The sequence below is a fragment of the Streptomyces sparsogenes genome, from assembly GCF_001704635.1.
Lineage (GTDB): Bacteria > Actinomycetota > Actinomycetes > Streptomycetales > Streptomycetaceae > Streptomyces > Streptomyces sparsogenes.
Genome location: NZ_MAXF01000095.1, coordinates 48,569 through 64,004, shown reverse-complemented (window position 1 = coordinate 64,004; position 15,436 = coordinate 48,569). Strand labels below are relative to the sequence as shown.

The following is a 15,436-nucleotide window of genomic DNA, read 5'->3' as shown; positions in this document are numbered from 1 at the left end:
TTCCGGGCGGTGACTGGTGATACGAGATCAAGAAGAGAAGGCCGAGCAGCAGGGTGCGCAGCCTCCGGAAGGGGAGGCCCGCTCCCCCAAAGCGCTGCCCGGCGCCCAGAAGCGCGAGCCGTCCCAGCCCAGGTCGCCCCAGGAGCCTCAGCAGGACTCCCAGCAGCACGAGGGTCCGCAGCACGAGACCCCGCGGCAGGAAGCCCCTGAGCCCGCGGACGACGACCGGGCCGCCGGGGCCCGCGACTGCGACGCCCCCCAGCCGCACGTCGACCGGGTGTCCGGCGACGAGCCGCTGCTGCCCGCCCGCGTCCACCGCCCCCTCGACCTGCTCCGGCTGCTCCTGGGCATGCTCGGCATCGGCACCGTGCTGGCCATCGCGGCCTTCGCGCACGGCACCACCGCCGGGCTGGAGAAGGACATCGGCAACGGCGCCGACCAGGCGCCCCCGCTGCTGATCGACTTCGCGGGCCTGGCGGCCGGTGTGGCGGTGCTGCTGCTCCCCATGGCGTTCGCCATCGAGCGGCTGATCAAACGCGACGGGCTGCGGATCGCGGACGGCGTGCTGGCCGCCGTCCTCGCCCACGGGGTGTCCCTGGCCACCGACCTGTGGGTGGCCCGCGGCGCCCCCGAATCGATCCGCGAGGCGCTCACCCAGCCGGCGCCCGGCGGCACCCTCAGCGACCCCGTCCACGGCTATCTCGCCCCCGTCATCGCCTATATGACGGCCGTCGGCATGGCCCGCCGCCCGCGCTGGCGGGTGGCCATGTGGTTCGTCCTGCTGCTCGACGCCTTCGCGGTGCTGGTGGGCGGCTACACCACACCGTTCTCGATCATCATCACGGTGCTGATCGGCTGGACCGTGGCCTACGGCACGCTCTACGCCGTCGGCTCCCCGAACGTGCGGCCGACCGGCCAGCACCTGCTCGCCGGGCTGCGCCACGTCGGCTTCGCGCCGGTCAGCGCGCTCCGGTACGAGGACTCCGCGGACGGCGAGCCCGGAGCCCGGGCCGACCGGACCGGCCACAAAGGCCACCTGGGCCACAAAGGCCACCCCGGCCCCAAAGGCCACCTGGGCCATAACGGCCACACCGGCCACACCGGCCAGTCCGACAGAGGCCGCCGCTATCTGGTCACCCTCGAGGACGGCCCGCCCCTGGACGTCACCGTCGTGGACCGCGAGCAGCAGGCCCAGGGCTTCTTCTACCGCGTCTGGCAGCGGCTGACGCTGCGCACCATCACCCCGCCGCGCAGCCTCCAGTCGCTGCGCCAGGCCCTGGAGCAGGAGGCGCTGCTGGCCTACGCGGCCATCGCGGCCGGCGCCCGCGCGCCGAAGCTGATCGCGACCTCCGAGCTCGGCCCGGACGCCGTGATGCTGGTCTACGAGCACATCGGCGGCCGCCCGCTCAACGCGCTGCCCGACGAGGCGATCACCGATGAACTGCTGGCGAGCGCCTGGCGCCAGGTCAAGGCGCTCCAGTCGCGCCGGATCGCCCACCGCCGGCTGGACGGAGACGCGCTGCTGGTGGACCGCTCCGGCCGGGTCGTGCTGACCGATCTGCGCGGCGGCGAGATCGCGGCCGGCGACGTGGTGCTGCGGATGGACGTCGCGCAACTGCTGACCACGCTCGGCCTGCGGGTCGGGGCGGAGCGGTCCGTCGCCGCCGCGGTCGAGGTGCTCGGCCCGGACGCGGTCGCCGACAGCCTCCCGCTGCTGCAGCCCCTCGCCCTCAACCGCGGCACCCGCGCCACGCTGCGCGCCCTCGCGCGAGAGCGCGCGCAGCGGCAGCGGGAAGCCGTGCTGGAGGCCTCGCGCGCCGCGAAGGAGGCGCGGCAGGCCGAGGCGGCCGGAGAGGCCGCCGAGGAGGCGGCCGAGGCCGAGGAGAAGGCGGGCGGCCGGCGCCGGGTGGACGCGGCCGCGGTCGACCGCAAGGCGCTCAAGGCCGAGAAGCAGGCGGAGAAGCGGGCGATGGACGAGGCCCTGGAGGACGCCCGCGAGGAGGACCTGCTCTCCCAGATCCGCCGGCAGGTGCTGCTGATCCGGCCGCAGGCGCCGATAGAGCCGGTGCGGCTGGAGCGCATCAAGCCGCGCACCCTGGTCAGCTTCTGCGCGGGCGCCTTCGCCGCGTACTTCCTGCTGTCCCAGTTCACCCACATCAAGCTGGGCACGGTGGTCGGCGAGGCCAATTGGCTGTGGGTCGTGGCCACCCTGCTGTTCTCGGCGCTGACGTACGTCGCGGCGGCGCTGAGCCTGCTCGGCTTCGTGCCGGAGAAGGTGCCGTTCGGGCGGACCGTGCTGGCGCAGGTCGCCGCGTCGTTCGTGAAGCTGGTGGCCCCGGCCGCGGTCGGCGGGGTCGCGCTCAACGCCCGCTTCCTCCAGCGGGCGGGGGTGCGGCCCGGCCTGGCGGTGGCCAGCGTGGGCGCCTCCCAGCTGTTCGGCCTCGCCAGCCACATCCTGCTGCTGCTGACCTTCGGCTACATCACCGGGACCGAGCGCACCCCGACGCTCTCGCCGTCCCGCACGGTGATCGCCGGGCTGCTGACGGCCGCGGTGCTCGCGCTCGTGGTGGCCGCCATCCCCGCCCTGCGGAAGTTCGTGTCCACCCGTCTGCGGTCCCTGTTCGCGGGCGTCGTCCCGCGCATGCTGGACGTGTTGCAGCGGCCCAGGAAGCTGCTCGCCGGAATCGGCGGCATGCTGCTGCTGACCGGCGCCAACGTGCTGTGCCTCGACTCCTCGATCCGGGCGTTCGGCGGCGACATGAGCTACGCGAGCATCGCGGTGGTCTTCCTCGCGGGCAACGCCCTGGGGTCCGCGGCGCCCACCCCCGGCGGTGTGGGAGCCGTCGAGGCGGCGCTGATCGCGGGTCTGACGCTGGCCGGGCTGCCGTACGAGACGGCGGCGCCCGCGGTGCTCCTCTTCCGGCTGATGGTCTTCTGGCTGCCGGTGCTGCCGGGCTGGCTGGCCTTCACCCACCTCACCCGCAAAGAGGCCCTTTAGGGGCGCCCGTAAGGCGCTCGCCTCACCCGTACGCCCGGAGCTCACCTTCGTACGCCCGCGGTCCGCCTTCGTACGCCCTGGCGCTCGCCTCACCCGTACGCCCGGAGCTCACCTTCGTACGCCCGCGGTCCGCCTTCGTACGCCCTGGCGCTCGCCTCACCCGTACGCCCGCACCGCGCGCGCCGGGACCGCGCGCCCCGCAGGATGGCAGTACGCCCCCACCTCCCGGAGAGCCGCCGTGTCCCGACCCGTACGCGCCGGTGCGTCGGCCGCCGTCGCCCTGCTGCTGGCCGCCGCCGTGGGCTGCGGCGGGGGCGGCGGGCGGCCGGACACCTCGGCCCACCAGAAGCTGAAGTGGTCCGCCTGCCCCGCCCCCGACGCCAGCCAGGACGGGGCCACCACGGCCCCCGGCAAGCAGTGGGAGTGCGCGACGCTCCACGTCCCGCTGGACTACCGCCGGCCGCACGGGGAGACCCTCGGCATCGCCATGATCCGCGCCAAGGCCACCGACCGGCGCCACCGCATCGGCTCGCTCATCTTCAACTTCGGCGGCCCCGGCGGCTCGGGCGTGGCGACCCTGCCCGCCCTCGCGGCCAGCTATAAGGAGCTGCGCACCCGCTACGACCTGGTCAGCTTCGACCCGCGCGGGGTCGGCCGCAGCAGCGGGGTGCGCTGCCTGGGCGACAAGCAGCTCGACGCCTACTACGCGGCCGACTCGACCCCGGACGACAGCGCCGAAGTGAAGGCCCTGGTGGGCCGCGTCAAGCAGTACGCCGCCGCCTGTGAGAAGAACTCCGGAAAGGTACTTCCCTATGTCGGCACCGCCAACGCCGCCCGCGACATGGATCTGATGCGCGGCGTCCTCGGCGACGACAAGCTCCACTACTTCGGCGTCTCCTACGGCACCGAACTCGGCGGCGTCTACGCCCATCTGTTCCCCCAGAAGGTTGGACGGGCGCTCTTCGACGGCGTCGTCGACCCGGCACAGGACCCGGAGCAGGGCGCCCTCGCCCAGGCGAAGGGCTTTCAGCTGGCGCTGGGCGACTACATGAAGGCGTGCGGCGGCGGCAACGGCTACAGCTGCCCCACCCAGGCGGAGATCCGCGCGCTGCTGAAGAAGCTCGACCGGCGCCCGCTGCCCGGCATCGGCGCGCGCCGGCTGACCGAGTCGCTGGCCGGCGGGGGCATCGCGCAGTCCCTGTACTCGCGGGACTTCTGGCAGTACCTCACCCAGGGCGTCTCGGACGCCCAACAGGGCGACGGGAAGATCCTCCTGGCCCTCGGCGACGCCATGAACGGCCGCGCCCCGGACGGCCGCTACAGCACGCTCCAGGCCTCCCTCACCGCCATCACGTGCGCCGACTTCAAGCAGCGCTACACGGTCCCCGACATCGAGAAGAAGCTGCCCGAGTTCCGCAAGGCGTCCCCGGTCTTCGGCGACATGCTGGCCTGGAGCCTCACCCAGTGCACCGACTGGCCGGTGGGCGGCGCCTGGCGCACCCCGGACGTCAGCGCGCCGGGCGCCGCGCCGATCCTGGTCGTCGGCAACACCGGCGACCCGGCCACCCCGTACGCGGGCGCCCGGAAGATGGCGCAGGAGCTGGGCCCGGGCGTCGGGGTGGAGCTGACGTACAAGGGCGAGGGGCACGGCGCGTACGACAGCGGGGACGCCTGTGTGCGCCGTACGGTCAACGACTACCTGCTACGGGGCAAGGTGCCCGCGTCGGGCAAGGTCTGCGGCTAGCGAACCGCGACCAGGGGGAGCCTCCCGCACGAAACCCACCGTCCACGTTGCGACATTTGTGACCGAACTGAGAAGAGTCCTGAACGTTCCCGCTCATAGCGTGCACTTAGGATCACCGGCTATGTCGAGCTCCATACGCACCAAACGAGCCAGGGCGCTGGTCTCCGCGGCCGTCGTGGTCGCACTCACCGGCGTCGCCGGTTGTAACGACGACAACGGCGGCTCGGAGGGCAAGGGCAAGGAGTCCCCCTCCTCGTCGGCCCCCGGCGCGCCGTCGGACTCCGGCGCGCCGTCGGACTCCGGCCTGCCCGGCTCGCTCACCGGGCAGAAGCTGAGCTGGAAGTCCTGCCCGGCGCCCAGCACGCTGCAGGGCGGCGACGGCAAGGCCCCGGGCAGCGCGTGGCAGTGCACGACGATGCGCGTCCCGCTGGACTACGCCAAGCCGGACGGCGAGACGATCGACCTCGCCCTGATCCGCTCCAAGGCCACCGAGCCCAGCAAGCGGATCGGCTCGCTCATCTTCAACTTCGGCGGCCCGGGCGGCTCCGGCGTGTCCACCCTCCCCGCCTTCGGCTCGGACTACCAGCGGCTGCGCGCCCGCTACGACCTGGTGAGCTTCGATCCGCGCGGGGTCGGCGAGAGCGCGGGCGTGAAGTGCCAGAGCGACAAGGAACTCGACGCGTCCGACTCCGTGGACGGCTCGCCCGACGACGCCGCCGAGCTCGCGGCCGCGACGGCGGACCAGAAGAACTTCGTCGCCGCCTGCGAGAAGAACTCCGGCAAGGTGCTCCCGCACGTGGACACCGTCAGCGCCGCCCGTGACATGGATCTCATGCGCGGCGTCCTCGGCGACAAGAAGCTGTACTACTTCGGCATCTCGTACGGCACCGAACTGGGCGGCGTCTACGCCCACCTGTACCCCAAGAACGTGGGGCGCGTCGTGCTCGACGCCGTCGTCGACCCGACCGAGGACCCGGAGCGGGGCAACCTCGGCCAGGCGAAGGGCTTCCAGCTCGCCCTCGACAACTACCTCAAGGACTGCACCGCGAACGCGCTGACCTGCCCGCTCGGCAGCGACCCCGACAAGGCCGAACAGAAGATCGTCTCGCTGCTGAAGAAGCTCGACAAGCAGCCGCTGCCCACCAAGAGCGGCCGCGAACTCACCCAGGACCAGGCCGTCAGCGGCATCGCCGCCGCGCTGTACAGCAAGGACACCTGGCAGTACCTGACGATGGGGCTGACGGAGGCCCTGCACGCGGGGCGCGGCAATCTGCTGCTCCTGCTGGCGGACTCCTTGTCCGGCCGCGACCGGAACGGCCACTACAGCAACCAGGGACCCGCCAGCGTCGCGATCAACTGTGTGGACGACAAGCAGCGCTACACGGTCGCCGACGTGAAGGCGAAGTTGCCCGAGTACCGCAAGGCGTCCCCCGTCTTCGGCGAGTTCCTGGCCTGGGGCATGCTCGCGTGCACCGACTGGCCGGTGGCGGGCAGGACCGACCACCCCGAGGTCAGCGCCCCCGGCTCGGCGCCGATCCTGGTCGTGGGCAACACCGGTGACCCGGCCACGCCGTACGAGGGCGCCCGGAAGATGGTCAAGGCGCTGGGCAAGAGCGTCGGGGTGGAGCTCACCAACAAGGGTGAGGGCCACGGCGCGTACAACGGCGGCAACGACTGCACCACGAAGACCGTGGACGACTACCTGCTGAGGGGGAAGGTGCCGGCGGACGGCAAGGTCTGCTCGTAACCCTCCCCCGCCCGGCATAGCGCGAGGGCCCCGGGACCGCTCCGATCGGAGGAACGGTCCCGGGGCCCTCGACGCTCCCGCGTCAGCGCCGGGGAACGCGTCAGTAGACGGGCTTCTCCGGCTCGATCTGGTTGACCCAGCCGATGACACCGCCGCCCACGTGGACCGCGTCCGCGAAGCCCGCGGACTTCAGGACGGCGAGGACTTCCGCGGACCGGACACCCGTCTTGCAATGCAAGACGATCTTCTTGTCCTGCGGAAGGTCCTGGAGGGCGGTGCCCATCAGGAACTCGTTCTTCGGGATCAGCCGGGCGCCCGGGATCGAGACGATCTCGTACTCGTTGGGCTCGCGGACATCGATGATGTCGATGTTCTCGCCGTCGTCGATCCACTCCTTGAGCTGCTTGGGAGTGATCGTCGAACCGGCCGCCGCCTCCTGGGCCTCCTCCGACACGACGCCGCAGAAGGCCTCGTAGTCGATCAGCTCGGTGACGGTGGGGTTCTCGCCGCAGACCGCGCAGTCGGGGTCCTTGCGGACCTTGACCTGGCGGTAGGTCATCTCCAGGGCGTCGTAGATCATCAGGCGGCCGACCAGCGGCTCGCCGGTGCCGGTGAGCACCTTGATGGCCTCGGTGACCTGGATCGACCCGATGGAGGCGCACAGCACGCCGAGCACGCCGCCCTCGGCGCAGGAGGGGACCATGCCGGGCGGCGGGGGCTCCGGGTACAGGCAGCGGTAGCAGGGACCGTGCTCCGACCAGAAGACCGAGGCCTGGCCGTCGAAGCGGTAGATCGACCCCCACACGTACGGCTTGTTCAGCAGCACGCACGCGTCGTTGACCAGATAGCGGGTGGCGAAGTTGTCCGTGCCGTCCACGATCAGGTCGTACTGGGAGAAGATCTCCATCACGTTGTCCGCTTCGAGGCGCTCCTCGTGCAGCACGACGTTGACATACGGGTTGATGCCGAGCACCGAGTCGCGGGCGGACTCCGCCTTGGAGCGGCCGACGTCCGACTGGCTGTGGATGATCTGGCGCTGCAGGTTGGACTCGTCGACCTCGTCGAACTCGACGATGCCGAGGGTGCCGACACCGGCCGCGGCGAGGTACATCAGCGCGGGCGAGCCGAGACCGCCCGCGCCGACGCACAGCACCTTGGCGTTCTTCAGCCGCTTCTGGCCGTCCATCCCCACATCAGGGATGATCAGATGGCGTGAATACCTGCGGACCTCGTCGACGGTGAGCTCGGCGGCCGGCTCGACCAGGGGTGGCAGCGACACGGGGACTCCGTAGTGGGTGGGAGCAGGGTTCTTCTCCTGGTAACACTGCCATGGCCCATCTCATTCCGAGACGGGCGGTCCGGCCAGCGAGACAGAACCGTCCCATCACCCGGGCAGCGCCCCCGGCCCCCGGCCCCGCCGCCGGCCCGCTCCTCAGATACGGCACGCCGCCTCCATCCAGATGTCGGCCAGCGACTCCTCCAGCGCGATCCTGGAGCGCCAGCCGAGCCGGTCCCGGGCGGTCCGCACATCCGCCTGCTGCCAGCTGCCGCAGCCGTCCGGATACGGATACCCGGCGGCGCCGGCCACGTGCTCGACCGGCGGCCCGGCCGGGCCCGGCACCACCGCGTGGTGCGGCCCGCGCCCCGGCGGGGTGTCCACCTCGTGCAGCGTGCCGCCGAAACCGGCCACCCGGGCCAGCACGGCGGCCGCGTCGCGCAGCCGTACGGCGCGGCCGCTGCCGATGTTGACGACCCCCTGCGCGGCCGAGAGCGAGGCCGCGTGGACCGCCCGCGCCACGTCCCGGACGTCCACGAAGTCGCGCTGCACGCCCAGGCCGCTCAGCTTCAGCTCCCCGTCGCCCGCCTGCATCGCGCGGCGCATCGCCTCGGCCAGCCGGCCCAGCGGCGACCCGGCCGGGGTGCCGGGCCCGACCGGGGAGAACACCCGCAGCACCACCGCGTCCAGGCCCGACCCCAGCACCAGCTCGGTCGCGGCCAGCTTGCTCACCCCGTACGGGCCGCCGGGGCGCGGCACGGCGTCCTCGGCCGTCGAGGAGCCGGGCTGGGACGGCCCGTACTCGGAGGAACAGCCGAGCTGGACCAGGCGGGCGCCGCAGCCGCTGCGCCGCAGCGACTCGCAGATCGTCGCGACCGCCACGGTGTTGTGCCGGGTCAGCTCGCGCGCCCCGCCGCGGGTCGCGCCCGCGCAGTTGATCACCACCCCGGGGTGGACGGCGTTCAGGAAGCGGGTCAGCGCGCCGGGGCTGCCGGTGGACAGGTCGAACCGCACGTCGGCGTCGTCGCCGCGGCCGAGCGCGGTGAGCTGGACGGCGGGGTCGGCGAGCAGGTGTTCGGCGACGTAGCGGCCGAGATATCCCCCGGAGCCGAGCAGCAGGACCCTCATCGGTCACGCTCCTGGGGCTGGGGGGCGGTCATGCCGTCGCTCATGTCATGTGCTCCTTGTCGTGGTGGGCGGAGGGGGGCGGCGGGTTCGGAGGCGGTGGGGCGGTCGGTGCCCGGGCCGTGGGCCGAGGCGCGGGAGAGCGCGGCGAACGCGTAGGCCAGCAGCGCGAGGGCGGTGGCCCCGCAGACCGCGGCCGGGACGGTGACGGGCCCGCAGGCGGCCGACGCCCGCGCCACGGCCTCGCCGACCCTCTCGCCTCCCGGCAGCCGGCCGGTCGCGGTACCGCACACCACCGCGGCCTCGGCCAGGCAGGCGGCGGCGGTGCCGAGCGCGGCGGCCCGGCGGTAGCCGTGGACGGCGAGCAGCCGGGCCACGAACAGCACGACGCACAGGGCGACGACGGCCCCGGCGGCGGCGTCGGCCGTGGGGAGGGCGCCGGCGGCGGTTCTCGGGGCCGGCTCGGGCGGGCGGCCGGGCAGGGCGAGCCGCACCCCGGACACCAGCGGCGGCAGGGCGCACAGGAACAGCGCCACCGTGCCGGCGAGCAGCGGCCGCACACCCGCCGCGAACTCCGCCAGCCCCCGGCTGCCCGCCAGCCTGCGGCGCGCCCGCCGGGCGAACCACCGCGCGCACCAGGCGGCCGGCGCGAGCGCGAGCGCCAGTACGACCGCGGCCCCGGCGGCGGCCTCGGCGCCGAACGGCCGCCATACGCCGGTCCGCACCCCGGCGAGCAGCCAGTCACCGCCGAGGGCGAACGCGACGAGCCAGCCGACCCGGCACACCCCGGTCAGCCGCGCGGCGACCCCGCCGCCCCGCGCCTTCAGCGGCCCACGGGCCAGGCACAGCCACAGCGCGGCGGCCACCAGCACGGCGCCCCCCGCCCCGGCGGCGACCCGCGCCCCGGGCGCCGCGGCCCCCGCCCTGGCGAGCCCGACGGCGGTCGCCGCGCACAGCGCCCCGGGCACCAGGTGCAGCGCGCCCAGCGCCAGCCGGCCGCCCAGGCGCCCGCGCGGCGGCCCGGCCGGCGGATCGGTCTGCGTGTCGGTCGGCGGGGCGGGCGGGCCGCCGCTCTCGCGGGGGACCCGCGCGTACAGCTCCTCGGCGAGCGCGAAGACGTCACGGTGCCGGAAGCGGGCGGCGGTACGGTCCGTCATGCCCTGGGCCTCGAGCCCGGCCGCGATCTCCAGCGGATCGACCGCGCGGGCGCACAGGTCGCGGTGACGGTGCAGCAACACCCGCACCGGGTCCGCGGACCCCCGTCCCACGAACACCGCACCGGCGGCCCGCGGCTGCGGCTTCCCCTCCGGCCGCGCCCCGGCCGGGTCCCTCTCGGCCGCGTTCCCCTCCTCCGAGGGCCCGGCGACCTCCTCCGACGGCCCGGCGACCTCCTCCGACGGCTCGGCGACCTCCTCCGACGGCCCGGCGACGAGCACGCGGGACGGCGCGTTCCACCCGCCGGGGCTTCGGGGAGTGCGCGAGGCGTCCGGCTGAGGGGCGGGGTGTGGGACGGGATCCGCTCCGGGCGGGCCGGGCGGGGTCATGGGCGGGCCTCTTCCGGCAGCCGCGGGCCCACTCCCAAGGGTTCGGGGTCGGGTGGGGCGGTGGCCCAGGTGGGGGTGTGGTCGGCCGTCGCGTGGGCCTCGCCGCGGCGCCCCGCCCAGCGGCCGGGGATGTGGGCCTCGGCCGGGCGGGCGAAAGGCACGGGCTCGCCGTCCTCGTCGGTCTCGTCCCGGCGCACCGGGCAGTGCGACATGAGCTCCAGATAGATGCCCCGGAACGCCGCCACGTTCTGCTCGGTGGTGAACAGCTCCAGCGCGCGGGCGCGCGCCGCGGCGCCCAGGCGCGCGCGGCGCTCGGGGTCGCCGAGCAGTGCGAGACAGGCGTCGCCGAGCGCGCGCGGGTTGCGCGGCGGGACGACGAGGCCCGTGCCGCCGATGACCTCGCACACCGCGCCGACGTCCGTCGACACCGTGGCGCGCCCGCAGAACATCGCCTCGACGAGTCCGACCGGGAAGCCCTCGACCACGCTGGACAGCACCACGACGCCGGCCGCCGCGTACGCCTCGGCGGCGGACGGCAGCTCCGGGCCGCCGAGGCGCTCGAAGGACACCGGATTGTCGCCGACCGTATGGGCGTCGGCGGCCTCGTCGGGGAAGAGGTGGGCGGCGAGGGCGCGGCAGTGGGCCGGGTAGTCGGCGGCGCCCGGGGCGGGGCGCCCGGTCTCGACGAGGCGCAGCCGCGCGCGGGGCACCGCCCGCCGCACCTGGGCGAAGGCGTGCAGCAGCGCCACCACGTCCCTGGCGGGCTCGAGGCGGCCCAGCCACACCAGCGTGCGGCCGTCGTCGGCCGCCGCGCCGGCGCCGGCCACGCCACCGAGCCCGCCGGCGCGGCCGGCACCGCCCGCCCCGCGCTCGCCCACCTCCGCGAAGCGGCTCGCGTCCATGCCCGGGTAGACGGTGCGCAGCCGCTCCGGGGCGGCACCGCAGCGCTCCTGCCAGCGGCGCACATGGGTGTTGCCGGGGGTGACCAGCGCCGCCCGGGCGTAGGCCTCGGCGGCCAGCCGCCCCTGGAACGAGGCGAGCAGCGTCCGCACCGGCCCGGAGTGCGCCGCGCTCCTGGGCGCGGCGGGGCGGGCGGCGCTCGCCAGGTAGTACTCGCGCAGCCGTACGCCGTACTCGGTGACCAGGAGGGGGGTGCCGAAGAAGCGCCGGGCCAGCAGCCCCGGGAGCGCGGCCGGGCCCGCCGAGGCGGCGTGGCACAGGTCCACACCGGACAGGCCGGGTCCGGCCGTGGCGCCGGGGCCCTCGCCGTGGCCCTCGCCGTACCAGTCGAGCGACAGCGGGCGCAGCGCGCGCTCCAGCGCTCCGGCCAGGGTCAGCAGGTCGGCGACCCGCGCCTGGTGCGCGCCGTGGAGGGCGCCTGGGGTGTGGCAGGCGCGCTCGAGGGCGCGTACGGCGGTCTCGGAGCGCAGCGCGGCGGGCAGCCCGCCGTGCTCCCGGGCCAGGTCGGCGAGCCCGTACAGCCCACTGGCGAAACGGTCCGCCTGGCGTCCGTCGGCGTAGCCCGTGCTGTCGGTACCGCCGGCCCACTCGGCCCGGTCCGGCTCGGGGACAGCGGGGGCAGCGGGGGCGTCGAGGGAAGCGGGGACAGCGGGGGCGACCGGGCTCCCGGGGCCGCCCGGCGCGCTGATCGCCGCCGCCAGCTCCCCGAAGCACTCGGCGAACCGGCGCCGCTCGCGCCGCCCGTACGACTCCCGTCCCCGGCGCGGCGTCCCCGCGACCTCCCCCCACAGCGGCGCGGTGCGGACCCGCCGGACCGCGCCGGGCAGCTCCATGAAGCCCCCTGACGCCTGGCGGGGGCTCCGGCTGAGTGCGTAGACCTCGAACTCGTGCTGGTCGAGCCCCCGCACCAGCCGGTCGCACCACACTCTCGCCTCACCGGTCGCGTATGGATACCCACCCTCCGTGAGCAGTCCCACGCGCATGAGCGCACCCCCGATCTCCCCTGTCGGCAAGCAGTCGCGCCGCCGTCCGGCAGCGGCAGCACGTTATGCGGGCGGGGTGGTGGCGCGACGGACGGTTGTCCGTCGCGCCACCGGAAGGGGTGAACGCCCGTGACTTTCCCGGGGGTCAGGCGTTGCGGGGCGGTACGGGCCGCGCGTCGGCGGCAGGGCGGCCGCCGTTCAAGGGCGCGTGGCTGTGGGTGACGGGCGCGCGCCCGTGGTTGACGGGCGCGCGTGGGGAAGGCGGGGGACGGTGCGCGGGGCGCCTACTTGGGGTACGGCCAGGCGTTCGGCCGACAGGTCGCCCCGTCCGTCGTCAGGAACTTGGTCTGCTGCATCATCACCGGCGCCAGCGCGCCCTGCCGCGAGCAGTACTCGTGGTTGTGCCCGAGCCGGTGGCCCACCTCGTGGTTGATGAGCATCTGCCGGTACGCGTGCATCCTGTCGTCGCCGAAGGTCCGCGCGCCCTGCGCCCACCGAAAGGCGTTGATCATCACGCGCTCGGTGGAGGCCGAGTCGCAGGAGACGTTGTCCTGGGTGATGTCCAGGCCGGACTTCGCGCACCACTTCGCGGTGGTGCCGGGGCTGGCCAGCGTGATCACGAAGTCGGCCCGGCCGGAGGAGACCCGGTCGAAGGAGCGGGTCCCGCCGTGTCCCCAGCTGCGGTCGTCGTTCAGCGTCTTGTGCACGGCCTTCGCGAACAGCTCGCCGTCCAGCGGCAGCCCCTTCTCGACGTCCACGCGATAGCGCCACACCCGGCCCCGGCCGGTTCCCTTGTCATGTCCGGGGATGGCCTTGAACGCCCCGGATCCGCTCAGCTTGGGGTCCAGCGGGAACTTGAGCGCCATCAGCGCGTCGTACGAGGTGGCCGTGGGGGCGGGGTTGGCCGAGGCGGAGGCGGTCGCCTTGCCGCCGCGCCCGTCGTCGTGGTCGCCCGGCGCGTCGGAGCGCCCGGCGCCGCCCGGGGACCGCGCGGTGTTGCCCTCGTCCTGCGGCCCGCCCGCCACCTGTCCGGCGACCACCACCGCCAGCACGGTGGTCACGGCCGCGGCGGCCACACCGGTGAACGTCCGCGTCCTGCCGCCCTTGGCGTGCCCGCCCGCCTCCCGGGGCTCCTCCGCGCCCTCGGCGGTGTCGGTGCCGCTGCCGCCGTCGTGCGCCCCGCCCGCGTCGGCGCCCGTACGGCGCCGCGCCCGCGCCGCGCCCGGGGCGCCTGCGGCGAAGAGGTCCTCGCCGTCGCAGTCGAGGGCGTCGGGGGTGTCGAATGCCTCGACGTACTCCTTGCGTGGACCGGGCATCAGGCCGCCCGCCGCCACGCCGGACGGCGCGCTCACCGTCCGCGCCCCGAACGACGCCCGCGCGCCGCCGGGAGCGGCCCCCGGACCACCCCGCCGCGCCGGCCCGCCGGGGCCGGCGAAACCACCGGGCCCACCGGGACCGAGTCCACCACGGCCGCCAGGCCCACCGGGACCGCCGAAACCACCGGGGCCCGCGGGAACGCCGGGCCCATCGGGACCGAGACCACCACGACCGCCGGGGCCACCAGGACCCCCTCGGGCCCCGGAACCCCCGGGTCCGCCACGACCGCCGCCCCCAGCAGGACCGCCCGGCCCGCCCGGACCAGCCAGTCCGCCCGGCCCGCCCGGACCAGCCAGTCCGCCCGGCCCGCCCGGGCCGCCCAGGGCACCCCAGCCGCCTCCCTGCTCGCGGTGTTCCGGGTGCCCGCTGCGGGCCCGGGGCACGGCGGGCTCCTGCGGACGCATGCGCGGCACGCCCTGCGGCGGTGTCACCGCGGGATCCGCGCCCGGCCCCGGCACCACCCGCCGCCTGCGGCCGGTGCCCGGGGCCGCGGCCGCGCCGGGCGCCACGTGCTCCACGAACTCGGGACCGGAACCGGGCCCGGCACCCGCGCCGGGGCCGGCCTGCCCGGACCGGCGGTCGCGGCCCTCCTGGCCGCCACGTGCGCTGTGTTTACCCACGCGCCGCACCGCTCCCGTCCACGCCGGGCACCGGGGCGACCCATTCGTCCGGGTCGCCCCGGCGGCCGCCGTACTCCCGGCCCTCCCGGCCCTCTCGTCCTGCCACGTCGTCAAGCAGCTCGCGCATGCCCTGCGCCACTGCTTCCGGATACTCCATCATCGCGACGTGCCCCGCGTCCACCAGCGTCAACAGCCGCGAGTCGCGGAAGGCCGCGCCGGCCCGCCGCGCCACCCGGAAGGACACCAGCTGGTCGCGCATGCCGTAGACCAGCAGCGTCGGCGCCAGCACCCGCTCGGCCTGCCGCCACATCGAGTGCTGGCCGCCCAGCGTGTACGAGTCCACGAGGCCGCGCGCCGAGCGCGTGAGCGCGTCCCAGAAGTACGGGAGGGCCAGCCGCCGCTCGAACTCCTCGACCGCCAGCGCGAAGTTCTCCGCGCTGACCCGGCCCGGGTCGCCGTAGGTGAGCGCCATGACCTCGCGGGTGCGCCGCTCCGCGTCCCAGTCCTTGGTCAGCCGGGTGAACAGCCGTGTGACGCCGGGGATCGCGAGCAGGCCGGTGGGGATCGCGGTGCGCTGCGGGCGCAGTTCGGGCAGCGCGGGCGAGACGAGCGTGAGGGTCCGCACCAGGTCCGGGCGCAGCGCGGCGACGCGGGTGGAGACCGTGGCGCCCATCGAGTTGCCCACCAGGTGCACGGGGCCGCGACCGCTCGCGTCGAGGTAGCGGATCACGGCACGGGCGTGGCCGGCTATGGAGTAGTCGCCGTCGTCCGGCGGGGGCGAGTCGCCGAAGCCGGGCAGGTCGAGGGCCTCGCTGTCCAGCCGGTCGGCGAGCGGTTCCATCAGGAGGGACCAGTTCTGCGAGGAGCCGCCGAGCCCGTGCACATACAGCGCGGGGGGCAGCCCGTCCCGGACCGGCCGGCGGGACCGTACGGTGAGAGTGAGACCCGGGAGGCGCGCGGTGCGCAGCTTCTCCCCCGCGCCGACGCGGACGGGCCGGGCGGGTGGTACCGCTGGGACGATGCGGGCATCCGGCGGCTCGGGCAAAGACATGCGGCAATGTT

General features: G+C 75.0%; 10 protein-coding genes. 3 read left to right on the top strand and 7 right to left on the bottom strand.

Annotation, left to right across the window (positions count from 1 at the left end; genetic code table 11):
• Positions 1 to 16: 16 nt before the first annotated feature.
• The 3 genes from BBH68_RS19400 (at position 17) to BBH68_RS19390 (ending at position 6,489) form a co-directional block, all read left to right on the top strand.
• Complete coding sequence (locus tag BBH68_RS19400) at positions 17 to 2,998, top strand: lysylphosphatidylglycerol synthase transmembrane domain-containing protein (protein ID WP_065964176.1); 2,982 nt, start codon at positions 17 to 19, stop codon at positions 2,996 to 2,998.
• A gap of 238 nt (positions 2,999 to 3,236) precedes the next feature.
• Entirely contained in the window at positions 3,237 to 4,742 is a 1,506-nt protein-coding gene (locus BBH68_RS19395; protein WP_065964174.1) for an alpha/beta hydrolase, read from the top strand.
• A gap of 121 nt (positions 4,743 to 4,863) precedes the next feature.
• Positions 4,864 to 6,489, top strand: coding sequence for an alpha/beta hydrolase (locus tag BBH68_RS19390; RefSeq protein ID WP_065964172.1), 1,626 nt, complete (start codon positions 4,864 to 4,866; stop codon positions 6,487 to 6,489).
• Between the two features lie 100 nt (positions 6,490 to 6,589).
• On the opposite strand, the gene moeZ is transcribed toward BBH68_RS19390, so the two are convergent.
• The 7 genes from moeZ to BBH68_RS19355 form a co-directional block, all read right to left on the bottom strand.
• The gene (gene moeZ, locus BBH68_RS19385; protein WP_065964170.1) at positions 6,590 to 7,768 is read right to left on the bottom strand and encodes an adenylyltransferase/sulfurtransferase MoeZ; all 1,179 of its coding nucleotides are present in this window, start codon (positions 7,766 to 7,768) and stop codon (positions 6,590 to 6,592) included.
• 153 nt (positions 7,769 to 7,921) lie between these two features.
• Positions 7,922 to 8,893: an SDR family oxidoreductase gene (locus BBH68_RS19380; protein WP_065964168.1), complete on the bottom strand. Its 972-nt coding sequence runs from the start codon at positions 8,891 to 8,893 to the stop codon at positions 7,922 to 7,924.
• A complete protein-coding gene (locus BBH68_RS19375) occupies positions 8,890 to 10,326 on the bottom strand; it encodes a hypothetical protein (protein WP_065964166.1) in 1,437 nt (478 codons plus the stop codon). Before BBH68_RS19375 ends, BBH68_RS19380 begins: the two co-directional genes overlap by 4 nt.
• Before the next feature lie 104 nt (positions 10,327 to 10,430).
• Positions 10,431 to 12,377 carry a DUF3492 domain-containing protein gene (locus BBH68_RS19370; protein WP_065964164.1) on the bottom strand — a complete coding sequence of 649 codons (1,947 nt, stop codon included), beginning with the start codon at positions 12,375 to 12,377 and terminating at the stop codon, positions 10,431 to 10,433.
• A 284-nt stretch (positions 12,378 to 12,661) separates the two neighbouring features.
• Positions 12,662 to 13,729 carry a DUF3152 domain-containing protein gene (locus BBH68_RS19365; protein WP_342673139.1) on the bottom strand — a complete coding sequence of 356 codons (1,068 nt, stop codon included), beginning with the start codon at positions 13,727 to 13,729 and terminating at the stop codon, positions 12,662 to 12,664.
• The gene (locus BBH68_RS44270; RefSeq protein ID WP_065964162.1) at positions 13,726 to 14,082 is read right to left on the bottom strand and encodes a hypothetical protein; all 357 of its coding nucleotides are present in this window, start codon (positions 14,080 to 14,082) and stop codon (positions 13,726 to 13,728) included. Before BBH68_RS44270 ends, BBH68_RS19365 begins: the two co-directional genes overlap by 4 nt.
• Positions 14,083 to 14,366: 284 nt before the next feature.
• The gene (locus BBH68_RS19355; protein WP_065964160.1) at positions 14,367 to 15,425 is read right to left on the bottom strand and encodes an alpha/beta fold hydrolase; all 1,059 of its coding nucleotides are present in this window, start codon (positions 15,423 to 15,425) and stop codon (positions 14,367 to 14,369) included.
• Positions 15,426 to 15,436: the final 11 nt, after the last annotated feature.

Bases quoted from the DNA above. Each gene is read 5' to 3' on its own strand.
- BBH68_RS19390 (WP_065964172.1), top strand. From the start codon at position 4,864: ATGTCGAGCTCCATACGCACCAAACGAGCCAGGGCGCTGGTCTCCGCG.
- BBH68_RS19380 (WP_065964168.1), bottom strand. From the start codon at position 8,893: ATGAGGGTCCTGCTGCTCGGCTCCGGGGGATATCTCGGCCGCTACGTC.
- BBH68_RS19370 (WP_065964164.1), bottom strand. From the start codon at position 12,377: ATGCGCGTGGGACTGCTCACGGAGGGTGGGTATCCATACGCGACCGGT.
- BBH68_RS19355 (WP_065964160.1), bottom strand. From the start codon at position 15,425: ATGTCTTTGCCCGAGCCGCCGGATGCCCGCATCGTCCCAGCGGTACCA.